Below are 23,711 nucleotides of genomic sequence, written 5' to 3' on the forward strand. Positions count from 1 at the left end.
GCCCTCCCGCTTCATCAACGCCCGCCCGCGCCGCCGCCGCCCCCCCCCCCCCCCCCGCCCGCCGCGCCCCCCCCCCCCGGGGCCGGCCCCCCCCCCCCCCGCGCGCCGGGGCGCGGGGCCGCGGGGGCGGTCGGTGGGCAGGTCCAGCGGCGACAGCCCGGACAACTGTGCGCTCCAGTAGTCCAGTTGGCGTTGCAGGCGTTCGCCGGAGAGTCGGGCCCGCTGCCAGTGGGCGAAGTCCGCGTACTGGATCCGCAAGGGGGGCAGCTCGTGCTCGCGGCCTTCCAGCCGGCTCCGGTACATCGCCGACAGGTCGTCCCACAGCAGCGGCATCGACCAGCCGTCGACGGCGATGTGGTGGACGACCACCACCAGGACGTGTTCGTCCTCGCCGACCCGCAGCAGCGATGCGCGCAGCAGCGGGGCGGCGGCCAGGTCGAACGGGCGCAGGATCTCGGACTGGACGAGATCGCGGGCCAGCCGCGTCCGGCGTTCCGCGGGCTCGGCCCGGAGGTCCGTGACGGGCAGGTCGAACGGCCGGGCCGGCTCGACCGAGGGGCTGGGGCGCCCGTCCTGCTCGGGGAAGGCGGTGCGCAGGACTTCGTGGCGCCGCACCAGCTCGGTGAGGCTGTGGCCGAGGGCCGCCACGTCCAACGGGCCGTGCAGCCGGAAGACCTCGTGGACGTTGTACATCGCGGGGCCGGTGGACAGCCGCTCGATCAGCCACATGCGTTCCTGGGTGAACGACGTGACCTGCGCACCCGCCGGGCGGGGTGGGATCGCGGCCTCCGGCTCGCCCTCGGCGGCCCTGTTCCGGGCCGCGCGGACGCGTTGGTCGAGCAGGGCTCGTGTGGCGGCCCGGGTGGGACCGGTCGACGGGGCGGCTCCGGGTGTGGAACCGGTCGGCTGGCCGGGCTCGGGGCGACTGTGCTGTGCCTTCACGGGTGACGGGCCTTTCCGGCGGGAAGCGGTTCCGCTTCGGCGGCGGCGCCGAGGTCCGCCAGCAACGCCGCGTCGATGCCGTCGGCGAGTTCGGCGACGGTCGGGTGGTAGAAGAGCAGGGCGACGGGCAGTTCGAGGTCGAGTGCCCGGCCGAGTCGGGACATGACCTTCGAGGCGAGGAGCGAATGGCCGCCCAGCTCGAAGAAGTCGCTGTCCACGCCGTCCGGGGTGACACCGAGCACCTCGGCCCAGGTCTCCAGCACGAGGAGCTCGGTCTCGGTGGCGGGCCCGGACTCGGTGGCGGGCTCGGGCCCGGTCCCGCTCCCAGGTGTGGCGGGAGCGGGGCGGCTCACCCGGAGGCCGGGAGGGGTCTCCCACGCCGATATCGGCCGTTCGGGGCTGTCGACGAGCTGGTCGAGCAGGGCCCTGTAACCCTCGGAGAGTTGCCGCACCGTGTCACGGTCGAAGAGGTCGGCGGCGTAGCGGATGACGCCGGTGAAGCGATCGCCGCCGTCCGTCATGGAGACCTCGATGTCGAACTTCGCCACGTCGTTCGGCATCTGATGGTCACTCACCTCAAGCCCCGGGAGGCCGGACGGGAGCGCGGGCGGATCCTCCAGCTGGAACATGACCGTGAACAGCGGGTGTTGGCCGAGATCGCGTTCGGGCCGCAGCTCCTGGACCAGCCGTTCGAAGGGGACGTCCTGGTGGGCGTAGGCCTCCACCGCGCCCCGCCGCACCCGGGCGAGCACGTCGGTGAAGCCGGGGTCGCCCGACAGGTCGGTGCGCAGGACGAGCGTGTTGACGAAGAAGCCGACCAGTGGCTCCACCTCGATCCGGGTCCGCCCGGAGATCGGCGTCCCCACCGTCACGTCGGCCTGTCCCGTGCAGCGCGCGAGCAGGACCTGGAAGGCAGCCAGCAGCGTCATGAACGACGTCACCTCGTGGGTGCGCCCCAGTGCGCGTATTCGCTCGGCGAGTTCCGCCGGGATCTCGATCTCGACCTGGTCGCCCCGGCCTGACCACACCGCGGGGCGGGTTCGGTCCGTCGGGAGCACCGACGGGCTCAGGTCCGCCAAGTGCTCGCGCCAGTAGGCGAGTTGGTCCAGCATCGCCGTTCCGGCCTGGTGGCTCCGTTGCCAGTCGGCGAAATCGGCGTACTGGACGGGCAGGTCCGCCAGGGCGATCGGCCGGCCGTCGACGGCGGCGCCGTATCCGGCGGAGAACTCCTGCCACAGCACCGACAACGACCAGCCGTCGCAGGCGATGTGGTGGATCACCAGGAGCAGCAGGTGGTCGTCGGGGGCGATACGGATCAGTCGGGCCCGCAGCATCGGAGCGGTCCCGAGGTCGAACGGGGTCGCCAGATCGGCGGCCGCCAGCTCCCGGGCCCGCTGCCAGGCCTGCTCCGCCGGGGTGTGCGTCAGATCGGTGATCGTCGGCACGAAGGTCTCGACCGGCTCCGCGACGTGGCGCGGGCCGTCCTCGGTGTCGACGATCCTGCCGCGCAACACCTCGTGGCGCCGCACGACTTCGGTCAGCGCCCGGGTGAGCGCCCCCTCGTCCAGCCGGCCGCGCAGGCGTACCGCGGTCGGGACGTTGTGGTCCGGCCGGCCCGGCCGCAGCCGGTCGAGGAACCACAGCCGTTGCTGGGCGAAGGACAACAGGGTCGGAGCGTGCGCGCGCCGATCGGGACCAGGCATGACGGATGCACCTTTCACGGCGATCGGGAACGCTTCAGCGCCCCGGAAATCCCCTCGCCGATTCGCGACTTGGCGAACAGTACGGCGGATACTAGGTCGCTGCCGTCTCACTCCGCAAGATCGAGAACAGGATTGCAGGCATCAAGACAATATTTACGCCAGTCCGCCGGAATCCTTATGTAGATCGAACACGCTCGACGGTTAGCATCGGCGCGGCCGGCCCGGCACCCTCTCTGACGTGCTGTCATGATGCGGATCGCGCACCCCACTTCCATGGACGGGCACCACGTGATAATTCTTCTGTCTCCAAGGGGCGACCGGGTGGGCCCCTTTCCTGCCGGGCCTTCATTGTTCCGAATAAGATCGGTGAACCCGTTGCATGAACTCATCCGTTGTATATGAACCCACCCCGTTGCATGAACTCGGAGAAGTCGTGATGCAGCAGCAGAGCCTGGTGGGTTCATTCGTCTCGCACGCCACCGGCCACCCCGGTGATCCGGCGCTGATATGGCGCGGAGAAGAGACGACCTACCGTGAACTCCACCAGCTGGCGGAGCGGGAGCGCGTCCGGATCGCCCGGCTCGCCCCGGGCGGGGACGAGCCGGTCGGCATCCCGGCCGCCAAGTCGCCCTCGACGATCGCCCTGGTGCTCGCCTGCCTGCTGGAAGGGCGGCGCTTCCTGCTGCTGCCGGCGCCCACGCCGGACGGGAGGACGCCCCACGCGCTGGTCGAGCAGGCCGGAATCCGGCACGTCCTGTCGCCGGAGAGCCCCCGGGCGCCCGGACCCGGGTCGGGCGCCCCGGACCGGCCGGCGGAACCGGAGGCGCCGCGCCGTACGGAGCCCGCCGACGTCTCCTTCATGTTCACCACCTCCGGTTCCACCGGGCGGCCGAAGATCGTGCCGCTGAGCACGGGGGCGGTGGACCGATTCACCACCTGGGCCGGCGAGCAGTTCGGCATCCGCCGGGGAACGACGGTCCTCAACTACGCGCCGCTCACCTTCGACCTGTGCCTGCTGGACATCTGGACCACGCTCAAGCACGGCGGCCGCGTCGTCCTGGTCGATCCGGCCCGGGCCACCCAGCCGGGCTACCTGCTGGACCTCGTGTCCCGCCACGCGGTCCAACTCGTCCAGGCGGTACCGATGTTCTACCGTCTGCTGGTCGACGCGGCCGCCGGGAGCGGCCGGCGGCTCGACACCGTCGAGCACGTCGTCTTCACCGGCGACAGCATGCCCGCCCGCTGCCTGGCCGAACTCCCGCAGCTGTTCACCGCCGCGCGGCTCCACAACGTCTACGGCTGCACCGAGACCAACGACAGCTTCCTGCACGAGGTCGACGGCACCGAACCGGCGGACGGCCCGGTGCCGATCGGGCGCCCGCTGCCCGGAGTCCACGCGGTGATCGTCGGTGCCGACGGCGGGATCCTGACCGGGCCGGGAACCGGCGAGCTCCACGTCGCGACGCCCTTCCAGACCGACGGCTACCTGGACCGGGAGCAGGACGCGGACAGGTTCGCGACCCACCACCACGACGGGCAGGCCCGGCGCTACTTCCGCAGCGGCGACCTCGTGCGGCGTGACCGGGACGGCCGCATCACCCTGGAAGGCCGCAACGACCACCAGGTCAAGGTCCGCGGCGTGCGGGTCAACACCCACGAGGTCGAGCAGGTGCTGCTCGACCATCCCGACGTCGTCGAGGCGGCCGTGGTGGCCGTGCCCGACCCGGTGGCCGGCCGCCTGCTGCGGGGCGTGGTCCGCCGCGCCCCGGACAGCCGGCTGAACTCGCTGGCGCTGCGCCGGCACTGCGCACAACGGCTTCCGCTCACCGCCGTCCCCTCGACCCTGCTGATCGTGGACGACCCGCTGCCCAGGACGTCCACCGGAAAGATCGACCGCACGCCCCTCCAGCTCGCCTCCTCCCCGTCCCAGCCAAACGAAGGAACGGCCACGTGAAACACGCCGCGGTAGTCACGCAGTTCATCATCGAGGAGTTCCTGCCGGACGTCGGCGCGAACGAACTGGACTCCGACTACGACCTCGTGGACGGCGGGGTCATCGACAGCCTCGGCCTGCTCAAGACGATCGCCTGGCTGGAGGACTGCTTCGACCTGCGCGTCGAGGAGATCGACCTCGACCTCGACCCGGACAGCTTCCGCTCCGTCGGCTCGATCAGCAGGTTCATCGAACAGGCCCAGCAGCACCGGACGGACGCCCCCTAGCCATGCACGAGGTGCTGCGAGCGCTGATCGGCCGGGACCGCGCCGTCGTCGATCAGGAGATGTGGGGGTCCTTCTGGGACCAGCTGCGCGACGGCGCCCTCCGCTCCGGCGAGACGGTGGCGCTGCTGTCCTCGCTGTCCACCCGGATGCCCGATCGGGACACGCTGGTCGCCATGCTCCGCTCGCTGGACGAGCGACGGCCGGCCGTCGCCGCGCGGCTGGACCGCACGGCCAACATCGTCGGCACCGGAGGCGGGCCCGCCACGTTCAACATCTCCACCGCGGCGGCGTTCGTCGCCGCAGCCCTGGGCGTGCGCATCGTCAAGACGGGATCCCGCGCCTACACGAGCACCTGCGGCTCCCACGACCTGCTCGACCGCCTCGGCATCCGAACGACCACCTCGTACGAGCAGACCGACGACCTGCTGGAACGCTTCGGCATCGCCTTCCCCGGGAACTTCGTCTACCCGCGGGAGGTGGCGCTGCTGGCCCGGAGCATCGTGCCGATGGACCTGCGGATGATCGGCGGATTCATCAACTCCGTCGGCCCCTTCCTGGCCGCGGTGCCGGTCTCCGCCCAGCTCGTCGGCGTCTCGGACCATTCGCTGCTGCCGACTCTGGGCCGGGTCGCCGCCACCGTCGCCGACCGGAGGATCTGGCTGTGCTCCAACGAGCTGGGAGTCGACGAGCTCGTCAGCTCCGTCGACAACGTCGTCCTCACCAATGACGGCACCGACGCGATCCGGCTGCGGGCCGAGCCTCCCGGGACCGCCGCCGACGCGCTCGCCCTACTACGGCCGACCGGCGAGGGCGAGGACGTGGTCGACCACTTCCTCGGCGTGCTCTCCGGAGCCGGGCCGGCTCTCGCAACGCGGACCGTCTGCCTGAACGCCGCCGCCCTGGCCGTCGCGAGCGGGCTGATCGACGGGTGGCCGGAGGCCATCAGGGCGGCCGACGACGCCCTCCGCAGCGGTGCCGCCCGCGACCTCGTCGACCGCCTGCGCGCGCACCCGGCGCGCCGCGCAATACCTACGGTGCGTGCGCGGTGAGCGGGTTCTTCGCGCGCCGGCCACCGGACCAGCCCGGCCTGGCGATGTTCCTCAACGCCGGAGACCCCCCGCTGCCCGTCCTGGCCGACGTCATGCGGATGCTCGACGACTGCCGCGTGGACTGCCTGGAGCTGGCGGTGCCCTTCCCCGACTCGGTCACCGACGGGCCGGTCATCCGCCGATCGGCGCAACGGGCCCTGGCCGACGGCGTCGGACTCGACGAGGTGCTCGGACTCCTCAGCGGGATCCTGCCCCGGCTGCGCCACCTGCGGGTGGCACTGCTGGCCGACTGGAGCCACACGGTCAGAGGCCCGACCGTGCCCGGCTTCGTCCGGCGGGTCGCCGACTCGGGCGTCGACGGGCTGCTGGTCCACGGCCTGCCACCGCGGCTACGGGCCGGCTACCTCGAAGCCGTGCAGGCGGCGGGGCTGCCCGTGGTCGCCACCTGCTACGCCGCGTCGACGGCCGAGGTGAAGGCCGCGGCCGCCGAGAGCGCCACCGCGTACCTGTACCTGGTGGCCCACTACGGCCGCAGCGGCGGCACGCTCACGGCCGACCGCCAGGAGCTGGCCGCCGCGCTGGCCGCACTGCGCAGGACGACAGCCGTACCGATCGCCGTCGGATTCGGCGTCCGCTCCAGGGCGGACATCGACCTGCTGCACGGCCTCGGCGCCGACGCCGCGGTCGTGGGCAGCGCCGGGGTCGCCCGGATCGAGCACGCCCTCGCCGAAGGGGCCAACGTGGTCGAGGAGCTCCACACCTTCGTACAGACCGTTTCGCCGTATTCAGCAAGCCGCTCACTCGACAAGCCGTTTCATTCAGCAAACCCCTGATTCAGCAAGCCACTCATTCAACAAGCCGCTAGGAGGCACACCCGATGATCGTCCGACGCCTTGACGAGGTGACCACCGTGGACTGGGGCAACGGGCTCAGCCGCAGGTTCCTTCTCGAATCCGACGGCCTGGGCTACACGATGACGGACACCACCGTCCGCGCCGGCACCAGGTCGAGGCTGGAGTACCGCCGCCACCTGGAGGCCTGCTACTGCATCGAGGGAACGGGCCAGGTCGTGAACGCCGACGGCACGTCCCACTCGATCGAGCCGGGCACGCTGTACGCGCTCGACCTGCACGACGCCCACTTCCTGATCGCGGACCAGGACACGGACCTCCGCCTGGTGTGCGTGTTCTCGCCCGCGTTGCGCGGCGACGAACGCCACAACCTGGACTCAGCCGATTTCTCCGAGTACTAACAGGACTGACAGATGATCAGGTGGAACGCCGACCAGATCGCTCTGGGCGAGGGGATCGCCCAGTGGTGCGAGGAGCTCAGCTCGGGCCATCTCGAAGGGGACGCGGAAGGCGCCTTCCCGTGGGACAAGTGGAAGCTGATCCAGAGGTCCGGAATCCTCGGCCTGCCGTTCGACGAGCAGTGGGGCGGGCTGGGCCAGGACCTGCTCACCACCATGCACGTGCTCGAACAACTCGGCACCGGATGCCGTGACGGCGGACTGAACTTCTCGGTCGCCACCCACCTGGTCAGCGTCGGAGTCCCGCTGCAGCGGTTCGGCTCGCCGGAGCTCAAGGCGCGCCACCTGCCGGGGATCTGCTCGGGAGAGACAATCGGGGCGCACGCGATCAGCGAGACCGAGAGCGGCTCCGACGCGCTGGCGATGAGGACCACGGCCACCCGCGAGGGCGACGGCTTCGTGCTGCGGGGCGGCAAGGCCTTCATCACCAACGGCCCGGTGGCCGACGTGTTCGTGGTCTACGCGCGCACCCACCCGAAGGCCGGCCCGCTCAGCATCACCGCCTTCGTCGTGGAGCGGGACACCCCGGGGCTCGTCGTCGGGCCGCCCGTCGCCACCATGGGGCTGCGGACGGCGCCGCTGAGCGAACTGCACTTCGACGACTGCCGGATCCCCGCATCCGCCGTGATCGGCCGGGTCGGATCCGGGTTCCTGGTCCTGGACCACGTGATGAAGTGGGAGATCCTGTGCTCCTTCGTCATCAACACCGGGCAGATGCGGTACCGGCTCGACCGCTGCGTCGAATTCGCCAAGGAGCGCGTCCAGTTCGGCAATCCGATCGGCTCGTACCAGTCGGTCTCCCACAAGCTCGTGGACATGAGCATCGGCCTGGACACCGCGCGGAAGTGGCTCTACGACACGGCCGTCCGGCTGACGGAGGGCGAGAACGTCACGCGGGACATCGCCGTCAGCAAGGTCCTCACCAGCGAGAGCAACCTCTCCTCCGCACTGGCCGCCGTGCAGATCTTCGGCGGCAGCGGGTACCTGGCCGAGTACGGACTGGAGAAGGACGTGCGCGACGCGGTCGCCGGCCCGATCTACTCGGGCACGTCGGAGATCCAACGCAACCGCATCGCCGCCATGTTGGGACTGTGACACCTGATGCTGGTCAAGATCTGCGGAGCCACCTCGGCCGAGGACGTGGCATCGCTCGACAGTGCCGGAGCCGACTTCGTCGGCCTGTGGCACGGCGTCCCAGGAGGCCGTGCAGACCTGACGCTCAGTCAACTGACCTCCCTCGCTGACGCCGTGCACCGAACGGAGCGAATGCACCCGGTCCTCGTGACCTTCCTCAAAGACGCCGGGACGCTGCGCGCGGCGACGGCCGCGGCCCGGGTCCGGTGGGTCCAACTGCACGGCTACCAGCCGCCGGGCCTGGTCCGCGCCCTGAAGGGCACCACGGACCTCACCGTGGTCAAGGTGCTGCACCTCGGCGCGGACACCCGCGCGGAGCGGTCCCTGATCGCGGCGTACGAGCGGGCCGGAACGGACCTCTTCCTGCTGGACGCGGTGGCCGGGGACGGCCGGATCGGCAGCACCGGGCAACCCGCGGACTGCGGGGCCGTCCTCGAGTTCGCGGACCGCCTCTCGCGGCCCTTCCTGCTGGCCGGCGGCATCTCGGCCGACAACCGGGAGGACTACCGGGCCGTGCTGGACCACCCCCTGTTCCTCGGCATCGACGTGGACACGGCGGCCAGGGACGTCGACGGACGGCTGAGCGCCGACCGGGTCACGGCCGTACGGCGCGGCTGGCACGATCCGAAAGCGAGGGTCTAGATGACGGCCGCGTTCATCGAGGCACTCCTGGACGCCCGCCGACCGGTGATCATGGAGCTCAAGCGGCAGGACGCCGCCGGACACGACCTGTTCGGCGACAGGTCGGCCGCCCGTCTGGTCGCCGACTACCAGGACGTCGGCGCGCCCTGCCTGTCCGTGGTGACCGGCCGGTGGTTCGGCGGCACCCCGGACCTGCTGCACGAGGTCGTGGCAGCGACGGACCTACCCGTGCTGCAGAAGGACTTCATCACCCGCCGGAGCCAACTGCACCAGGCCCGCGAGAGCGGCGCGTCCGCGATCCTGCTCACCGCCGCGCTGCTGCCGCGCGCCACCCTGGGCCACCTGGTCGAGCTCGGCCTGAGCCTGGGGCTGACGCCGTTCATCGAGGTCACCACCGAGGAGGAGATCGGCCGCGTGCCGCGCGCCGAGGAGTGCGTGGTCGCGGTGAACAACAAGGACATCGCCACCCGCGAACGCGGCGCGGGCGACCTCGGGCGCAGCTCGTCACTCCTGCCCGCGGTGCTGCGCAGCGGCACCCGGTGCCCGGTGAGTGCCGGGGCGATCCGCTGCCCCGACGACGCCGCCCGCCTGCTCGATGAGGGCTTCGCCGGCGTGCTCATCGGAACGGGCCTCCTACGCGCCGCCAGCCTGCCGGCATGGCTGGACGGCCTCGACGCCCACCTCGACGCCCGTCCTGGCACCCGCCTCGACCCCCGTCTCGACGCCGGCCGCGAACCGGCTCCCCCCGTCCGCCGCCCGGCGGACCCCCCAACCACCGACATCTGGAGGTAACAGCATGACCAGCGAAGCATCCGAGCAGTGGAAGGTCGTCGTCAACGACGAGGAGCAGTACTCGATCTGGTCCGCCGACCGCGAGTCGCCGGCGGGCTGGCGCGAGGTCGGTGTGCGGGGTGCGAAGGACGAGTGCCTCGCGCACATCGAACACGTGTGGACCGACATGCGCCCCCGCAGCCTGCGCCTGCGGTCCGTCCCGGAGGACGGTGCGCAGTGAACCGGACGCTCGCACCGCACGGTGCGCGCCCGGTGGCCGAGCCCCTGCTCACCACCACCCTGAACCTCCCGGAATGCCAGGCCCGGGGCTGGGTCGTCGTCGACTCCATGGTCGACGGCCTGGCCCTGGGCGGCACCAGGATGACCCCGACGGTGACCGAGCAGGAGCTGGCCGGGCTCGCCAGGGCGATGACCCACAAGCTGGCACTGGTCGGCCTGCCCATCGGTGGCGCCAAGGCCGGCATCGCACCCGATCCGGGCGCCACCGTCGAACGGCGGGCGGTGATGCGGGGGTTCGGCCGCGCCGCGGCCCCGCTGCTGAACGGCGGGGTGTACCTGGGGTGCGACCAGGGCACCACCTACGCCGACCGGCAGGTCGCCTTCGAGGCCGCCGGGTACGACGTCACCCGCCGCCCCGGCACCACCCGTCTCACCGTCGACTGGGCCGAACTGTGGGACCACATGGCCGACATCACCGGGTTCGGCGTGGCCGTCGCGGTGCTCGGCGCCCTACGGGCCTCCGGTGCGCGAACCCCGCAGCGCATCGCGATCCAGGGCTTCGGCACCGTCGGGCGCGCGGTGGCCGGCCACCTGGCCGCCCACGGCCACTCGGTGGTGGCCGTGGCCGACGTCCGGGGCACCATCGAGGACCAGCGCGGACTGCCCGTCGCCGAACTCACCGCGCTCACCAGCAGCGACGGCACGATCGACCGGAGCCGGCTGCCCGCCCGGGTCACCGTCCACGGGCCCGGCCAGGCGTGGCTGCACGTCGACGCCGACGTGCTGGTGCTGGCGGCATCCGCCTCCGCGGTCGACGAGGAGGCGGTGCCGGCGGTCCGGGCCGGCCTGGTGGTCGAGGGCGGAAACCTCAGCTGCACCCCACCCGCCCGCCGGTTGCTGCGCGAGGCCGGCCACACCGTCCTGCCGGACGTGGTCGTCAACGTCGGCGGAGCGGCGGCGACCGGATGCGTGCTCGCCGGGCTGGCCCCGTCCGACCTGCCGCTCCCGCAGCTGTCCGCGTGGCTGCGCGAGTGGGTCTCCAGCAGGATCGCCCGGAACTGCGAGCTGGTGCAGGAGCTGAGCGCCTCGGGCAGCGCCGATCCGGTCGCCCAGCTCCTCGGTTCGCGCGGAGCCCCGGCCGGCGCCTCCGAACCGGAGGTACCGGCCGAGCCGTGACCCGCCGGGAGGACGCCCCCTCGCGGCTCCACTCGAACGTGGCTCCACTCGAACGTGGCTTCACTCGAAGCGGACCGCGCCCCCTTCGTGGTTGCTAGCCTCCCGGGATGACCGCGACATTCGACGAAGCCGTCCGCGCCCGGCTGCGGGCACCCAACATCTGGTACGTCGGCACCGTGTTCGCCGACGGAGCACCGCAGGTCAGCCCGATGTGGGTGGATCTGGAGGGCGAGGGGGAACTGACGTTCAACACCTCGGTGGGGCGGGTGAAGGAGGAGAACCTCCGTCGCGACCCGCGCGTCTACCTCTCGCACGCGGACGCCACCGATCCCTTCGACCGCGTGCAGATCAGTGGCGTGGTGGCCCGCTTCGTCGAGGGTGAGGAGGCGCACGACCGGATGGACCGGCTGGCCCGCAAGTACCTGGGCGTCGAGCGCTACGAGTGGACCATGCCGGGTGAGCAGCGGGTCGCGGTGATCGTGCGCCCGCTCAAGGTGCGGCACATCGTCGGGGTGGAGCGCTTCCGTCCCGGCGGGCCCGTCCCTGCCCCTGCCCCTGCCCCTGAGTAGTGCTCCTGCCCTCGCCGCCTTCGCCTCATCAGCGACTCATCAGCGACCGAAGCGACCGAAGCGACCGAAGCGACTCAAGGTTGGCGGTCAGTGCGCGCATGCGCGGCCGGCCGCGCATGAACCCGGCTCCACTCATCAGGCCTCATCAGGCCCCTCGGGATCGATCATCTAGGCTGGCGCGGTGACTGATGAGCAGGAGCGGGTGCAGCCGTCGGGAGTGTGGGCCACGGCGGTGGGGGTGGCCAGGGTGCGGGCGCTGGAGACCGAGCGGGTGGACGCGTTGTTCCGCGACCCACTGGCCCAGGCCTTCGCCACCGCCGGCGGCCTGTGGCCCTCCTCGCCACCCCCCGCTGACGAGGCCGCGCGCCGCCGTCGGCTGGCCGTGTCGTACTCCATCGTCATCAGGACGAAGTTCCTCGACGACCTGTTGCAGCAGGCCTCCGCGTCCGGGGTCCGGCAGGTCGTGCTGCTCGGCGCCGGCATGGACAGCCGCGCCTTCCGGATGGACTGGCCCGAGGGCACCCGGCTGTTCGAGGTCGACACCGCCGCGCCACTGGACTTCAAGGCCTCGGTGCTGCGCCAGGAGCGGGCCGTCGCACGCTGCGAGCGGATCACCGTCGCGGCGGATCTGCGGGAGGACTGGCCGGCCGCGCTGGCCGCCGCAGGGCACGATCCGGCCGTGCCGACCGTGTGGATCGCCGAAGGACTGCTGATCTATCTGCCCGAGGACGCGGTGGAGCTGCTGCTGGCCCGGATCAGCGCGCAGTCGGCGGCAGGCAGCCGGATGGGGCTGACCTTGGGCTCGCGCGGCGTGATCGAGCGCTTCGGCGCGGACTCCGTACCGGGCTCGGCGGCGTCCATGTGGGTCTCGGAGATGCCCGACGACCCGGTGGACTGGCTGGCCGGGCACGGCTGGGAGGCCGACACTCACACCCTGCGCGAGCGCGCTGCCGCCTACGGCCGCCCGGTCAACACCCCGCCGCAGCGCGAGGAGCAGCCCGGCGGACTGGTCTCGGCGGTCCGCCGGTAGAGCGCCTCCCGGTTCCCCGGATCATCGATTCCAAGGGGGCCTGATCCACCCAACAGCCGCCCGAACGCTGCCACTTCACGTATGTGCGGGACCATGGCCGCCACGTCCAGCGCGTTCCGGCAAAGGGTTCGTCAACGGTCATTCCTGCGCTGCCGAATCCCGCAGGTGGCATGCCCACCGGGTCCGGCCGGACCGGCATTCGCCGTGGTCGGGAGGTGGAGGGGAGTTGGCGAAATCGTGTCCATGGCCGGTCCGGCCCCGTTGACCGCCGGTACGGCCGGGCGGTTGGCTCGCCCCGAGCCGGCCGGCGGGGGCGGGAGGCGGCACGGCCCGAGGCAAGGGGAGGACGGTTCAGGTGGAACGGACGAACGCGAGGACCCGCGGCCGGTGGGCGGTACGGGCCGGCAGCGTGCTGGCGGCCGCACTCCTGGCCGCCACCACGGCCCAGGTCCGGGCCCAGGCCGCGCCGCTCCCGGGGGGCACCGTCACGGTGAACGTCGCCCCTGACGGCACCCCGGCCGACGACTGGTCGGAGCCGCTCGGCCTGAGCGCCGACGGCCGCTACGCCCTCTTCACCTCGCTGGCCGCCAACCTGGTGCCCGGCGACACCAACCGCCTGTACGACGTGTTCGTCCGCGACCTGTGGACCGGGCGCACCGAGCGGGTGAGCCTGGCCGACGACGGCAGCCAGCTCGACGGCTCGACCAACCAGGCGGCGATCAGCGCCGACGGCCGGTACGTGGCCTTCAGCACGAACGCCACCGACGTCATCCCGGGGCGGCACGGCGACGGCCGGTTCGACGTCTACGTCCGCGACCGCTGGACCGGCCGCACCGAACCGCTCACCGCGGGCACCGGCGCCGGCAACTCGCTCGACCCGGCGATCAGCGCCGACGGCCGGTACGTCGCGTACACCTCGGACCGCGCCGACCTCGCCCCCGGCACCCGGCCCGGCGTCCAGAACATCCACCTGACCGACCGCCGCACCGGCACCACCCGCCTGGTCAGCACCGGCCGCGACGGCACCGCCGCCGACGGCGGCTCGGTCGAGCCCTCGCTCAGCGCGGACGGCCAGACCGTCGCCTTCCGCTCCAAGGCGACCAACCTGCTGCCGACCGCGCCCACGACGGCCACAACAGCCACGACGGCCACGACCGCCACCAAGCCCCCACCCGCACGGCAGCTCTTCCCGCTCTACACCTACGACGCGCGCACCGGCCGGATCCAGGGCGCCAGCATCGACGCCACCGGCACCCTGCGCGACGCCGCCAAGGCCGGACGCCTCAGCCCCGACGGCCGCTTCGCTCTCTTCCGCGTCTTCGAGCGCGAGCAGGACACCGTCCAAGTCCGCCTCTACGCCCGCGACCTGCGCACGGGCACGGGCACGGTGACCACGGTCTCCGCCGTCGACTCCCAGCCCGCCGTCATGACCGCCGACGACCGCTGGGTCTACTTCGCCTCCGACTCCGCCGCTCTCGTCCCCGGCGACACCAACGGCGTCGCGGACGTCTTCCGCCGCGACCTGTGGACCGGCCGGATCGAACGCGTCAGCACGGCGGCCGACGGCAGCCAACGGCCCGGCGCCTCCACCGCCCCCAGCGTGGACGCCCTCGGCACGACGGTCCTGTTCAGCACCCTGAACGGCACCGGCGCGGAGCTCCTGGCCCGCCGCCTGCCGCCACTCTGACTTCGGTCGAACTCCCCTCTCCGGCACTCCCGATGACGGCGACGGTGCAACGCGCCGGAGAGGGTCTAATTCGGTTGAGCGGCCGATACGATCCTGGTAGCAATGTGACATGATACAAGGACTCAAGGTCGCCCTCCGCGCACGCCACGAGAGCGACGTCGCCGTTCTGCAGACCGAACTGTACGACGACGTCGCCACCCGCTCCCGGGCCGACACCCGCCCCTGGCGGCCCATCTCCCCGGGCTCGGCAGACTCCCCCTACGCGCCGGCCCCGCCCTCGGACGACGCGGCCTGCTTCTCCGTACTGGAGCTGGCCTCAGGGGAGTTGGCCGGGGAGGCCGTGCTCTGGGGCATCGACGCCCACAACCGCACAGCCCACCTCGGAATCGCCCTACGCCCCGGCCTGCGCGGCCGGGGCCTGGGCACGGATGTGGTCAGGGTGCTCTGCCAGTACGGCTTTGCGATACGCGGCCTGCACCGGCTTCAACTGGAGACCCTCGCCGACAACACTCCGATGATCGCGGCCGCCCGCAGGGCCGGCTTCACCCTGGAGGGAACCCTCCGCCGATCCGCCTGGGTGTGCGGCGAGTTCGCGGACGAGGCCGTCCTCGGGCTCCTCGCCGACGAGTGGAGGCCATGAGGCTCGCCGCAGCACCGCCCTACCAGTCGCGGACGGATTCGCAGCCCTCGATCAAGGCCTCGCCGGCCCAGGCCAGATCGGTTCCCGACTCGGCTCCCGACTCGGCTCCCGACTCGGCTCCCGACTCGGCTCCCGACTCGGCTGCAGCCTCGGTGATGATGGCGCCGAGCGCGTCGTAGAGCTCTTCGCGCTCAACGGTCTCGATGAATCCGGCGCGCGCGTCGAGCTCGTTGAAGGCTTCGCCGAACTGCTCCCCGAGCTCGACGAGCCTCGGCGTCAGGACCTCCGCCGGCTCCCCGGACGCCAGCGCAGCCAGCACCGCGCGCCGCGTCGCCCTGTACTGCGCCAGCGCCTTCTTGTAGACCGCGGCGCTGATCTGCTCGCGGCCGTCCCAGTTCCGGAGCGGATTGTTGAGGTTCTCGGCGAGCCACTGGGGCTTGCGGGGCTTGGCGACCCTGAGGTAGACGCCCTGGCGCTCCTCGGGCCGCCAGAGCCTCCTCATCGCCGTCGCATACTCCGCGGGGACACTGACCAGTTCCAACTCCTCCAGCGCCGGAACACGCCCCGGCAGGAGGCAGTCCGCCTCGACCATCCCGAAGACGTCGGAGAGCCTGAGGTGCTTCAGCGAAGTCAACTCGTTGAGGCTCGATGCCGATGACAAGGTCACCGGCCCGCTGAGCGTCAGGCCGGTCAGCGCGGGATACCGCTCGACGAGCCGCGCACAGTCCAGCGATTCCACAGCCCGAACGTTCAGCCGACGCGTCTCCTCGTCAGGATCTACGGGCCCCGCGGGAGAGTCGTTCAACTCAGCGCCGGTGATGCTCTTCGCCCACGGGTCACGCCACTGCGACTCGTCGCCCTGCCGTCGGCGCCGCGCCAGGGCCAGATCGAGCCCCATGCCCCACCCGAACGCGTAGCTGCTCGGCGGCTGGCCGTGCAGCAGCGGCAGCGTCCCGACGACCTTGTAGCTCCGAGGGAGCACCCACTCGTAGGAGCAATGCGCCGGACCGAAAGGACCCCAAAGCGGCACGACTTCGCCGAGCTCCGCCACGGACACCGGCTCCGGGCCGGACCAGTCGAGGTGCAGGACGCCCGCGCGCTGGTGGTCCGGGTCCAGATTGGTGATCTGTGCCGCTGTCCACTCGCCGAGGTACTCGGAGAACGCCGCGACGACATCGCCCGGGACGATGGGCCTGGGAGGTATTGATTCCTTGACAGTAGCCATGCCCCGCACACTATTCGGCACCACCCACAACGACGGCCACCCCGACGGAAGCGTGTGCTCCTGCCGAGTCCGGGATCGTTTCGCAGGGGCCTTGCCAGACACTACGGTCACCGTACTATGGTGTCGAACGTGAAGAACAAACGCTCCATGCAGGAGCCGACCTTCCTACTCCTCACCGCTCTGGCCGACCGGCCCCGGCACGGCTACGCGCTCGGGGACGAGGTCGCCGCGATCTCCGAAGGCCGGGTACGGCTCGGCGCCGGCAGCCTGTACGGCACCCTCGACCGGCTCCTGGCCGAGGGGCTGATCCGCGTCGAACGCGAGGAGACGGTGGACGGGCGCCCCCGGCGCGTGTTCGCCCTCACCCCGGACGGTGAACAGTCGCTCAGGAACGAGGCCGAACGCCTGCGCTCCGCACTGCGCGAGGCCGACCGGCGCCTGACGCAGACCTGGACCCGTCCCGCAGGAGGCACGGCATGACCTCGAAGCACCCCTTGAACACGCGCCTGCTCCAACGGGCCCTCCGGCTGTACCCGGCCTCCTACGGCGCCGGCGCACTCGCGGAGGTCGCCGACCTCGCCCAGCACCGGATCGCCGGCTCCGGCCCCGCGACGGGACTGCGCGAGGTGGCCGACGTCGCCGGACACGGGGCCCGGCTCCGACTGGGCATGGTCTCCCACCAGCCGCCGGGCCGGGCGTTCGCCACCGCGGCGCCGCTCGCCGCGATGCTGGCCGGAACGTACGCGGCGACCTACCTGTGGCGGAACCTGCGGCTCGCCATCAGCCCCGAGTCCCCTGGCTTCCCCGCCGGAGCCCCGGCGGGAGGCGCGATCCTGGCGGCGACGTCGCTGCTCGTCCCCGCTGTGCTGACGGCGTGCGCGGTCGTGGCCGGCCGCTGGTCGGCCGCACGGGCCCTGGCCCTGGTGTCGCTGGTACTGGCACCGCTGTTCTACGCCATGTGCCGCCTCGGGCTGCTCGACCTGGACTTCCGCACCGCGGCCGAACTCGGCCTCGGCCCCCGGGGGTTCGGGCTGATCGCGCTCAACACCCTCGTCCTCCTGGTCGCCCCGCCGGACCGGACCCGCAGGACCGGTGCCGGGCTCTGGCTGGTCGCCGCCATGGTCACGGCCCTGGGCATCGGCGCCACGATCACCGGCGAGTCCGCCGAGCGGCTCCTCACCTCCGGCTTCGGCACCTGGGCCCCGCTCGCCACCGGCGCCGCCCTGGCCTTCACCGCCCGGACGGCCGGGAACGCGGCCCTGGCCGCGACCGTCCTGGCGGCACCGCCCGTACTCACCCCCGTACTCCTCGGCGGCCACGCGTCGGTCGCGGCAATGGTGCCCCAGCTCCTCATCCCGTCCGCCTTCGGCTACCTGACGGCCCGAACCGCGATCCTCCTCATCGGCCGCCTCCCCCGACGGGGCCGCCTCTCCCGCCCCTGACCGGCTCCGCGCCCCTCTCCCCCGGGGTGAGCCCAGCCGGCCGGAGCTCGGCGAAGGCCCGCGAGCCGAGGCGCTGCAACGATGCCGGTAGGTCCGGACATCGGCCTGTCGGAACAGCCGTTGCGCTCACGGCTCCGACAGGCCGATGTCGAGGCGCTCGCCCTGGAACTGACGGCCCACCGAGGTACCACCACCCGACTCCCTCCGCGACCGGGACGACCGGACGTGACCGCGAGTTCCGCGGGCGGCGCCGACCGCCACCGGGTGGACTCGGCGAGCATCGAGCCCGACCACCTCACGTGCTTTCGCATCCACCGATTCGTCGAGCTGGCCTGACCAGTCGCTGGCGCGGAGAAGGTCTGCGAGGTACGGCTCGGCGAGTCGGATGGGCACGGCCGCAGCGCCCGGGCCCGGCCGGGGGTCAGGGGTGGTAGTCGGTGAGGGTGTGGGTGGGGGTCCAGCCCTGGGTGCGGGCGCGAGTGAGGTCGAGGACGATGCTGCGGGTGAGGAGGTCGACGGTGTAGGGGGTGAGGCCGGGGATGCGGGTGGTGCGGGCGGCGAGGCGGGCGAGGGGTGCGGGGAGGTGGGCGATGCGGGCGGGAAGGCGGTGGGCGGTGAGGACGTGGCGCAGCGCGTCGTCGCGGCGGTAGGGGGTGGCGTCGGCGATGTTGTAGGCGCCGGGCGGCCAGGGCGGGGTGCCGGTGAGGCCGAGGGCGGACAGGCAGGCGTCGGTGAGGTTGGCGACGGCGGTGAGGCTGAGCGGGATGTCGCGGCCGGGCAGCGGGAGCAGGCCGTACCGGGCACGGGCGAGCAGTTGGGGGACGAGGTGGGGGTCGCCGGGACCGTAGACGGCGCGGGGGCGCAGGACGACGGCACCGGCCGTGAGGGCGAGGCGTTCGGCGGCCGCTTTGGTGCGGCCGTAGGCGTTGAGGTGGCCGGCGGCGGTGGGGTGGTCCTCGGTGACGGCGGGGGCAGCGAGGGTGGCGGCGGCGCGCGGGTCGTAGACGCTGGCGCTGCTGACGTGGACGAGGGGGCGGCCGGCGGCCGCGCGCAGGACGCGTTCGGTGCCGGTGACGTTGACGGCGTGCTGGTGGGCTTCGGCGGGATCGCCCGGGGGCAGGTCGGCGACGGCGGCGGCGCAGTGGACGACGAGGTCGGCGCCGGTGAAGTCGGGCGCGCCCTCGGTGGCGTCCCAGGGGCGGTGGTGGCCGACCGGGCCGGGGCGGCGGCCGTGGCAGGAGACTTCGAGGCCCAGGGCCGCGGCGGTGCGGGCGAGGTGGGCGCCGCAGAAGCCGGTGGCGCCGGTGATGGCGAGGTGCATCAGGATCTTCCCCGTCGGACGGTGAGTTCGGCGTAGCCGGGCAGGGCGCTGCGGCGGTCGACCCGGGCGCGGGTGACGACCGGGTGGTGGGGGGCGAGCGCCAGGAGGAGGTCGGCGAGCAGGGCGCGGGCCAGGCCGGCTCCGGGGCAGGCGTGCGGGCCGGCGCCGAAGACGGCCTGGGTGGCGGCAGGATCGTCGGCCGGGCCGCGGCGGTGGGCCCGGGCGGCGTGCCGGGCGACCAGGACCAGCCGGTCGCCGGCCCGTACGGGGTGCCCGGCGAGGGTGGTGTCGGCGGCGGCGACCCGGGGCAGCAGCGGGGACGGGGCGGTCAGGCGCAGGAGTTCGGCGGCGAGGCGGGGTGCGGTCGTCTCGCTCACGGTCGGCCAGAGCCCGGCGTCGGCGCACCAGGCGACGGCCCGGGGCAGGGCGGCGACGGTGGTGTTCACGGCGGCGACGGCCACCATGGCGTCGCGTGCGCCGCGTGCGTCGGGCGCGTCGGGCAGCAGGGCGGCGAGCCGGGCGGCGGCGTCGACCGTGGCGGCGGCCGCGTCCGGGCCGCGGCGGCGGGGGCCGGGGAGGTGGTCGCGGGCGGCGTGGGCGGCGACTTCGGCCGCGGCGTGGGCGAGGCGGTGCGGGCAGGACTGCGCGCCGGTCAGGGCGGCAGCCGTGACACCGGCCAACTCACGTGCCAGTGCGACGAGTTCGATCTCGCCCGCGGCCAGGTCCGGGATCCGCTTCGCGAGCACGGCCTGCCAGTGCGGGCGGATCCGTTGCTGTGCGGCGGTGTCGAGGCCGCCGGCCAGGGCGCGGCGGGCGTTGCGGTGTTCGGCGCCGTCCTGGTCGAACAGCAGTCCGCCGTCGGTGAGTTCGGCCGCCGCGCCGCCGGTGGTGCCGGGTGCGGTGCGGTCCAGCGGGACCTTGGTGAGCGCTTCGCGGTAGGCCTCGGTGCCGTGCACCAGCACGGTGCGGCCGAGCCGGACCACCGGGCGGCGGCGGGTGGCGGCGAGCAGGGCGAAGAGCAGGGGGTGGCTGCGCAGGTAGACCCGGCGGTCCCGGCGGCGCGCCCGGCGGGCGGCGGCGGGTGGGGTCGTCGGTGCGGGCGGCGGCGGGGGTGTCCGTGCGCTCACCGGTGCGGTCATGGGGCCGGTCACCGGGCCAGCTCCCGTACGCAGTGCGCGGCGGCCGCCGCCCGGTCGGGCTTGCGGGAGCGGCCCGCGAGCGGGACCTCGCCGAACAGGACGGCGTCCGGCCGGGCCGCTGCCATCCGGTCGAGCGGCCCGCGCAGGGCCTCGCGCAGGCGCCGCGGGTCGGTGCCCGGCGCCGGCTGGACGAGGGCGACCAGCCGCTCGTCGCCGTCCCCGGCCGGAACGCCGACCAGGACGGCGAGTTCGACACCCGGCAGGTGCAGCGCCGGTTCGTACAGGCCGGGGTAGATGTTCTCGGCGCGGCGCAGCACCATGTCCTTGAGGCGGCCGGCGAGGACGATCCGTCCGTCGGGGGTGAGGGCGGCGCGGTCGCCGGTGCGCACCCAGGGGTCGGGGTCCTCGCCGAGGTAGCGGTGGCGGGCGCCCGGGCCGGTGAGCAGCAGTTCACCGCCGGTGGCGATCCGGGCGCGGACGCCGGGCAGGGGGGCTCCGACCAGGTCGCCGTCCCCGTCGTGGGCGCTCTTGTCCGCCTCCTCGACGGCGGCGGCCGGGAACAGTTCGGTGAGCGCGTAGACGCTCCAGGCCTGGTGGGCGCCGGACTGTTTGACCCGGCGCAGCAGGGCGGCGTCGGCGGGGGCGGAGCCCGTCCAGACCCGGCCGGTGAAGCGGGCCCCGGCGGCGAGGGCGGCGCGCAGTTGCGGTGGGGTGAGGTAGGTGTGGGCGGGGTCGAGCCGGGCGAGTTGGCGGCCGAGCGCGGCGGGGCGGCGGGCGGGCAGCACGACGGCGGCGCCCGCGGCGAGGGCCGGGACGAGGACGAAGAACGTCCCGCCGAGGACGACCGTCCCGGGGCGCGGGTCGACCAGGTCGGCGACGGTGCGCAGCCCGGCGGCCAGCCCGTCCCGGGTGTGGACGACGGCGCGCGGGTGCGCGGTGGTGCCCGAGGTGAAGACGATCACCGCGTCCGTTTCCGGGCCGCCGTCAGGCCGGGCGGGCGGGGTCGCGCCGGCAGGGCGCAGGTGCGGCGCGCAACCGGGCAGGCGGCGGCCCAGGGTGGCGACCGGCCCGAGCGCGGTGAGGCGGGGCAGGGCGAGGTCGGCGCGGCGGGCGAGCGGCCCGGCCCAGCCGGCCACCGCCTGGGCGGCGGCGTCGGCGAGGACGAGATCGGGGCGGGCCAGGGTGAGCCGGGCGGCGAGCACGTCGGGCCCGGCGGTCGGGTCGAGGACGGCGATGCGCAGGCCCAGCCGGTGCGCGGCGAGCATGACGGCCAGTGCGCGCGGTCCGGGCCGGACGGCGACGCCGACGGTGTCGCCGGGGCCGAGGCCGTGGGCGTGCAGCGCGGCGGCGTAGCCGTCGGCCAGGTCGGCGAGTTCGCCGCGGCGGATCACCGGGCGGACGGTGCCCAGGCGGGTGTGGCGCAGGACGGCGGGCCGGTCGGGGTGGTCGGTGCGCAGGGCGTGGGTGAGCCGGTCGAGCATGGCGGGGTCCTTCGGCGGGCTGCGGAGTGGAACGAAACGGGTCCGGTCGAGAAAGGGCCGGCGAGGAGCGAGGCGTGCGAGGCGCGCGGGCTGTCAGCGCACGTCGACGGCGCGCGGCCCCGCGCCGCGCTCCAGGTACCAGCGCGCGGTGCCCACCACGCCGTACGCACGGATGCGCCGGGTGGAGTTCTGCACCACCATGTCGCGGCGGCGCACCACCGCCGTGGTGTGCCGGCGGACCCTGTTGAGGAACGCCCGGTCGGTGGGTGAGGGCCGCCGGGGCATGCCGCCGACGGCGAGGTAGAGCTCGGCGGTGATCGCCATGTTGTTGCCCGCGTGCATCCGGTACGGGGTCAGGTAGCCGTGTCGGCGGCGGTGGGCGGGCCGGATCCGGCCGAAGAAGGCGCCGAGCGCGACCAGCGCCAGGAACACCGCGCGCCCGGCCGGGCCGTGCTCGTCGTGGCGGGCGGTGACCCTGCCGCAGACCAGCCCGCCGGAGGCGACCAGCCCGGCGCGGGCCGCGGCCGTCCAACCGGGTTCGGGCAGGCAGTCGGCGTCGGTGCGGGCGAGCAGGGTGGCGCCGTGGGCGATGGCGTGCCGGAAGGCGGTGTCCACTACGGAGCCGACGCCCTTCTCCGGCTCGACCACCACCTCGACCGGGAACGGCGCGTGGGCGGCGAAGGCGCGCGCCAGGGCGACGGTGCCGTCGGTGGAACCGTTGTCGGCGACGAGCAGGGTGAAGTCCCGGTCGCGCTGGGCGGCGAGGGCGCGCAGCACGCCCTCGATCCGGGCCTCCTCCTGGTAGGCGGGGACCACCACCCACAGGTCGGTCCTCACGATGCCTCCCAGACCATGGTCATGAGGCTGACGCCGCCGCCGAGCCCGATCAGCAGCACCTTGTCGCCGGGCGCCAACGTGTCGCGTATTCGGTCGAGTTGCACGCCCAGCGTGGCACTGGCGACGTTGCCGAGTTCCGGCACCGTCAGGACCAGCTTCCCGGCCGGCACCCCGGTCAGCTCGACGAAGCGTTCCAGGTAGGGGATCGTCACCTGGTGCACCAGCACCCGGGCGTAGTCGTCCCAGCCGAGGCCGGTGCGGGCGGCGAGCCGGGCCAGGGCGGCGGGGCCGATCTCCTCGAAGATGCCGCGCAGTTCCTTGCCGCCGCCCCGGAAGTAGCTGTACTCGTCGCCGCGCGGGTGGCGGGAGCCGCCGCCGGGGATGCCGCCGGCCGGCCAGTGCTCGGAGGCCGTCTCCGTCCCGACGTCGAGGATGCCGCCCCGCTCCACGGCCTCGACGACGACGGCCGCCCCGGCGTCGCCGAAGGTGTAGCCGGCGAAGCCGTCCCGGAACTCCGCCGGGGAGGACGGCGTGCGGAGCATGGCCCGGCTGGGCGTCTCGCCGGTGACGACCAGGGCACGCCGGGCCCGGCCGGCCAGGATCATCGCGCGGGCCAGGTCGATCCCGTTGAGGAAGCTGTTGCAGGCGTTGCTGACATCCAACGCATGCGCACGGGTGCCGAGTTCGGCCTGCACGATGTGGGCGGTGGCGGGCTCGCACACGTCCCGGGTCGCGGAGGCGAACAGCAGCAGGTCCACGTCCTGCGGGCGCAGCCCCCGGGCGGCGAGGGCGCGCCGGGCGGCGCCGACCGCGAGGGTGGAGGCGTACTCGCCGTCGGCGGCGAAGTGCCGGGTGCGGATGCCGGTCGCCTTCTCGAACATCCGCTCCGGCAGGGCGAGTCGGCCGCCGGCGGTGACCTCGTCCTGGAGCTGCTGGGAGGTGAGCCGACGGGCCGGCAGGTGGGAGCCGACGGCGGTGATGCCGATCCTCGGTGTTGCTGCTGGGTGCATGCCCCCATGCTCCGGCGGCACGGCCGGGCCGGCCTGAGTACGGGTACTCACGGCGCGGCCCCGGCGCGCCCCCAAAAACCAACGGCAGCGAGCGAAGAAGCCGCGCACCGCGACCCCCACCCCCACACAACCACACCCCCCCGC

At 73.4% G+C, this 23,711-nt stretch carries 24 protein-coding genes; 16 read left to right on the forward strand and 8 right to left on the reverse strand.

Annotation, left to right across the window (positions count from 1 at the left end):
- On the reverse strand, positions 1-942 hold a 942-nt coding region (locus ACFV6D_RS22465), incomplete at its 3' end, for a condensation domain-containing protein (RefSeq protein ID WP_380560930.1).
- Entirely contained in the window at positions 939-2,645 is a 1,707-nt protein-coding gene (locus ACFV6D_RS22470; RefSeq protein WP_380560931.1) for a condensation domain-containing protein, read from the reverse strand. The genes ACFV6D_RS22470 and ACFV6D_RS22465, both read right to left, overlap by 4 nt.
- 436 nt (positions 2,646-3,081) lie before the next feature.
- Between ACFV6D_RS22470 and ACFV6D_RS22475 the strand changes: the two genes are divergently transcribed.
- The 14 genes from ACFV6D_RS22475 (at position 3,082) to ACFV6D_RS22540 (ending at position 15,112) form a co-directional block, all read left to right on the forward strand.
- Complete coding sequence (locus ACFV6D_RS22475) at positions 3,082-4,599, forward strand: AMP-binding protein (RefSeq protein WP_380560932.1); 1,518 nt, start codon at positions 3,082-3,084, stop codon at positions 4,597-4,599.
- On the forward strand, positions 4,596-4,865 hold the full coding sequence (locus tag ACFV6D_RS22480) for a hypothetical protein (RefSeq protein WP_063352276.1): 270 nt from the start codon (positions 4,596-4,598) through the stop codon (positions 4,863-4,865). The genes ACFV6D_RS22475 and ACFV6D_RS22480 overlap by 4 nt, the downstream gene beginning before the upstream one ends.
- A 2-nt stretch (positions 4,866-4,867) precedes the next feature.
- On the forward strand, positions 4,868-5,914 hold the full coding sequence (locus tag ACFV6D_RS22485; RefSeq protein WP_380560933.1) for an anthranilate phosphoribosyltransferase: 1,047 nt from the start codon (positions 4,868-4,870) through the stop codon (positions 5,912-5,914).
- Positions 5,911-6,747: a tryptophan synthase subunit alpha gene (gene trpA / locus ACFV6D_RS22490; RefSeq protein ID WP_380560934.1), complete on the forward strand. Its 837-nt coding sequence runs from the start codon at positions 5,911-5,913 to the stop codon at positions 6,745-6,747. The genes ACFV6D_RS22485 and trpA overlap by 4 nt, the downstream gene beginning before the upstream one ends.
- 44 nt (positions 6,748-6,791) lie before the next feature.
- Positions 6,792-7,166 carry an ectoine synthase gene (locus tag ACFV6D_RS22495; RefSeq protein WP_380560935.1) on the forward strand — a complete coding sequence of 125 codons (375 nt, stop codon included), beginning with the start codon at positions 6,792-6,794 and terminating at the stop codon, positions 7,164-7,166.
- 12 nt (positions 7,167-7,178) lie between these two features.
- Positions 7,179-8,318: an acyl-CoA dehydrogenase family protein gene (locus ACFV6D_RS22500; protein ID WP_380560936.1), complete on the forward strand. Its 1,140-nt coding sequence runs from the start codon at positions 7,179-7,181 to the stop codon at positions 8,316-8,318.
- A gap of 6 nt (positions 8,319-8,324) precedes the next feature.
- Positions 8,325-8,999, forward strand: coding sequence for an N-(5'-phosphoribosyl)anthranilate isomerase (locus ACFV6D_RS22505; protein WP_380560937.1), 675 nt, complete (start codon positions 8,325-8,327; stop codon positions 8,997-8,999).
- The gene (locus tag ACFV6D_RS22510) at positions 9,000-9,791 is read left to right on the forward strand and encodes an indole-3-glycerol-phosphate synthase (RefSeq protein ID WP_380560938.1); all 792 of its coding nucleotides are present in this window, start codon (positions 9,000-9,002) and stop codon (positions 9,789-9,791) included. It begins immediately after the preceding gene.
- 4 nt (positions 9,792-9,795) lie between these two features.
- Entirely contained in the window at positions 9,796-10,011 is a 216-nt protein-coding gene (locus ACFV6D_RS22515; protein WP_363378543.1) for an MbtH family NRPS accessory protein, read from the forward strand.
- On the forward strand, positions 10,008-11,186 hold the full coding sequence (locus ACFV6D_RS22520; RefSeq protein WP_380560939.1) for a Glu/Leu/Phe/Val dehydrogenase dimerization domain-containing protein: 1,179 nt from the start codon (positions 10,008-10,010) through the stop codon (positions 11,184-11,186). The genes ACFV6D_RS22515 and ACFV6D_RS22520 overlap by 4 nt, the downstream gene beginning before the upstream one ends.
- Positions 11,187-11,293: 107 nt before the next feature.
- Positions 11,294-11,755, forward strand: a complete 462-nt coding sequence (locus ACFV6D_RS22525; protein WP_380560940.1) for a TIGR03618 family F420-dependent PPOX class oxidoreductase — start codon at positions 11,294-11,296, stop codon at positions 11,753-11,755.
- Positions 11,756-11,936: 181 nt separating this feature from the next.
- On the forward strand, positions 11,937-12,785 hold the full coding sequence (locus ACFV6D_RS22530; protein WP_380423885.1) for a class I SAM-dependent methyltransferase: 849 nt from the start codon (positions 11,937-11,939) through the stop codon (positions 12,783-12,785).
- Between the two features lie 355 nt (positions 12,786-13,140).
- Positions 13,141-14,472, forward strand: a complete 1,332-nt coding sequence (locus ACFV6D_RS22535; RefSeq protein ID WP_380560941.1) for a TolB family protein — start codon at positions 13,141-13,143, stop codon at positions 14,470-14,472.
- 109 nt (positions 14,473-14,581) lie between these two features.
- On the forward strand, positions 14,582-15,112 hold the full coding sequence (locus ACFV6D_RS22540; RefSeq protein WP_380340045.1) for a GNAT family N-acetyltransferase: 531 nt from the start codon (positions 14,582-14,584) through the stop codon (positions 15,110-15,112).
- Between the two features lie 19 nt (positions 15,113-15,131).
- Here the strand turns inward: ACFV6D_RS22540 and ACFV6D_RS22545 are convergent, their stop codons facing one another.
- Positions 15,132-16,337, reverse strand: coding sequence for a hypothetical protein (locus tag ACFV6D_RS22545; protein ID WP_380560942.1), 1,206 nt, complete (start codon positions 16,335-16,337; stop codon positions 15,132-15,134).
- 147 nt (positions 16,338-16,484) lie between these two features.
- Here ACFV6D_RS22545 and ACFV6D_RS22550 point away from each other — a divergent pair, with 147 nt between their 5' ends.
- Together ACFV6D_RS22550 and ACFV6D_RS22555 are read left to right on the forward strand one after the other, a co-directional pair.
- Positions 16,485-16,817 (forward strand): PadR family transcriptional regulator, encoded by a 333-nt coding sequence (locus ACFV6D_RS22550; protein WP_079136622.1) that lies wholly within the window; start codon positions 16,485-16,487, stop codon positions 16,815-16,817.
- Entirely contained in the window at positions 16,814-17,779 is a 966-nt protein-coding gene (locus ACFV6D_RS22555; protein ID WP_380560943.1) for a hypothetical protein, read from the forward strand. Before ACFV6D_RS22550 ends, ACFV6D_RS22555 begins: the two co-directional genes overlap by 4 nt.
- 421 nt (positions 17,780-18,200) lie before the next feature.
- Here ACFV6D_RS22555 and ACFV6D_RS22560 read toward each other — a convergent pair whose 3' ends face one another.
- The 5 genes from ACFV6D_RS22560 to ACFV6D_RS22580 all read right to left on the reverse strand — a co-directional run bounded on the left by ACFV6D_RS22560 (position 18,201) and on the right by ACFV6D_RS22580 (position 23,567).
- A complete protein-coding gene (locus tag ACFV6D_RS22560) occupies positions 18,201-19,100 on the reverse strand; it encodes an NAD-dependent epimerase/dehydratase family protein (protein WP_380560944.1) in 900 nt (299 codons plus the stop codon).
- Positions 19,100-20,227 carry a cytochrome P450 gene (locus ACFV6D_RS22565; RefSeq protein ID WP_380560945.1) on the reverse strand — a complete coding sequence of 376 codons (1,128 nt, stop codon included), beginning with the start codon at positions 20,225-20,227 and terminating at the stop codon, positions 19,100-19,102. The genes ACFV6D_RS22560 and ACFV6D_RS22565 overlap by 1 nt, the downstream gene beginning before the upstream one ends.
- Before the next feature lie 20 nt (positions 20,228-20,247).
- Positions 20,248-21,720 (reverse strand): class I adenylate-forming enzyme family protein, encoded by a 1,473-nt coding sequence (locus tag ACFV6D_RS22570; protein ID WP_380560946.1) that lies wholly within the window; start codon positions 21,718-21,720, stop codon positions 20,248-20,250.
- Positions 21,721-21,813: 93 nt separating this feature from the next.
- Positions 21,814-22,557, reverse strand: a complete 744-nt coding sequence (locus tag ACFV6D_RS22575) for a glycosyltransferase (RefSeq protein ID WP_380560947.1) — start codon at positions 22,555-22,557, stop codon at positions 21,814-21,816.
- A complete protein-coding gene (locus ACFV6D_RS22580) occupies positions 22,554-23,567 on the reverse strand; it encodes a 3-oxoacyl-ACP synthase III family protein (RefSeq protein ID WP_063352292.1) in 1,014 nt (337 codons plus the stop codon). Before ACFV6D_RS22580 ends, ACFV6D_RS22575 begins: the two co-directional genes overlap by 4 nt.
- Positions 23,568-23,711: the final 144 nt, after the last annotated feature.

The organism is Kitasatospora sp. NPDC059812, from assembly GCF_042732075.1.
GTDB lineage: Bacteria > Actinomycetota > Actinomycetes > Streptomycetales > Streptomycetaceae > Kitasatospora.

What these genes read in the sequence shown, in the direction of transcription:
- ACFV6D_RS22470 (WP_380560931.1), bottom strand. Translation starts at nt 2,645, where the DNA reads ATGCCTGGTCCCGATCGGCGCGCGCACGCTCCGACCCTGTTGTCCTTC.
- ACFV6D_RS22475 (WP_380560932.1), top strand. Translation starts at nt 3,082, where the DNA reads ATGCAGCAGCAGAGCCTGGTGGGTTCATTCGTCTCGCACGCCACCGGC.
- ACFV6D_RS22485 (WP_380560933.1), top strand. Translation starts at nt 4,868, where the DNA reads ATGCACGAGGTGCTGCGAGCGCTGATCGGCCGGGACCGCGCCGTCGTC.
- ACFV6D_RS22495 (WP_380560935.1), top strand. Translation starts at nt 6,792, where the DNA reads ATGATCGTCCGACGCCTTGACGAGGTGACCACCGTGGACTGGGGCAAC.
- ACFV6D_RS22500 (WP_380560936.1), top strand. Translation starts at nt 7,179, where the DNA reads ATGATCAGGTGGAACGCCGACCAGATCGCTCTGGGCGAGGGGATCGCC.
- ACFV6D_RS22505 (WP_380560937.1), top strand. Translation starts at nt 8,325, where the DNA reads ATGCTGGTCAAGATCTGCGGAGCCACCTCGGCCGAGGACGTGGCATCG.
- ACFV6D_RS22510 (WP_380560938.1), top strand. Translation starts at nt 9,000, where the DNA reads ATGACGGCCGCGTTCATCGAGGCACTCCTGGACGCCCGCCGACCGGTG.
- ACFV6D_RS22515 (WP_363378543.1), top strand. Translation starts at nt 9,796, where the DNA reads ATGACCAGCGAAGCATCCGAGCAGTGGAAGGTCGTCGTCAACGACGAG.
- ACFV6D_RS22525 (WP_380560940.1), top strand. Translation starts at nt 11,294, where the DNA reads ATGACCGCGACATTCGACGAAGCCGTCCGCGCCCGGCTGCGGGCACCC.
- ACFV6D_RS22540 (WP_380340045.1), top strand. Translation starts at nt 14,582, where the DNA reads ATGATACAAGGACTCAAGGTCGCCCTCCGCGCACGCCACGAGAGCGAC.
- ACFV6D_RS22545 (WP_380560942.1), bottom strand. Translation starts at nt 16,337, where the DNA reads ATGGCTACTGTCAAGGAATCAATACCTCCCAGGCCCATCGTCCCGGGC.
- ACFV6D_RS22550 (WP_079136622.1), top strand. Translation starts at nt 16,485, where the DNA reads ATGCAGGAGCCGACCTTCCTACTCCTCACCGCTCTGGCCGACCGGCCC.
- ACFV6D_RS22555 (WP_380560943.1), top strand. Translation starts at nt 16,814, where the DNA reads ATGACCTCGAAGCACCCCTTGAACACGCGCCTGCTCCAACGGGCCCTC.
- ACFV6D_RS22560 (WP_380560944.1), bottom strand. Translation starts at nt 19,100, where the DNA reads ATGCACCTCGCCATCACCGGCGCCACCGGCTTCTGCGGCGCCCACCTC.
- ACFV6D_RS22570 (WP_380560946.1), bottom strand. Translation starts at nt 21,720, where the DNA reads ATGCTCGACCGGCTCACCCACGCCCTGCGCACCGACCACCCCGACCGG.
- ACFV6D_RS22580 (WP_063352292.1), bottom strand. Translation starts at nt 23,567, where the DNA reads ATGCACCCAGCAGCAACACCGAGGATCGGCATCACCGCCGTCGGCTCC.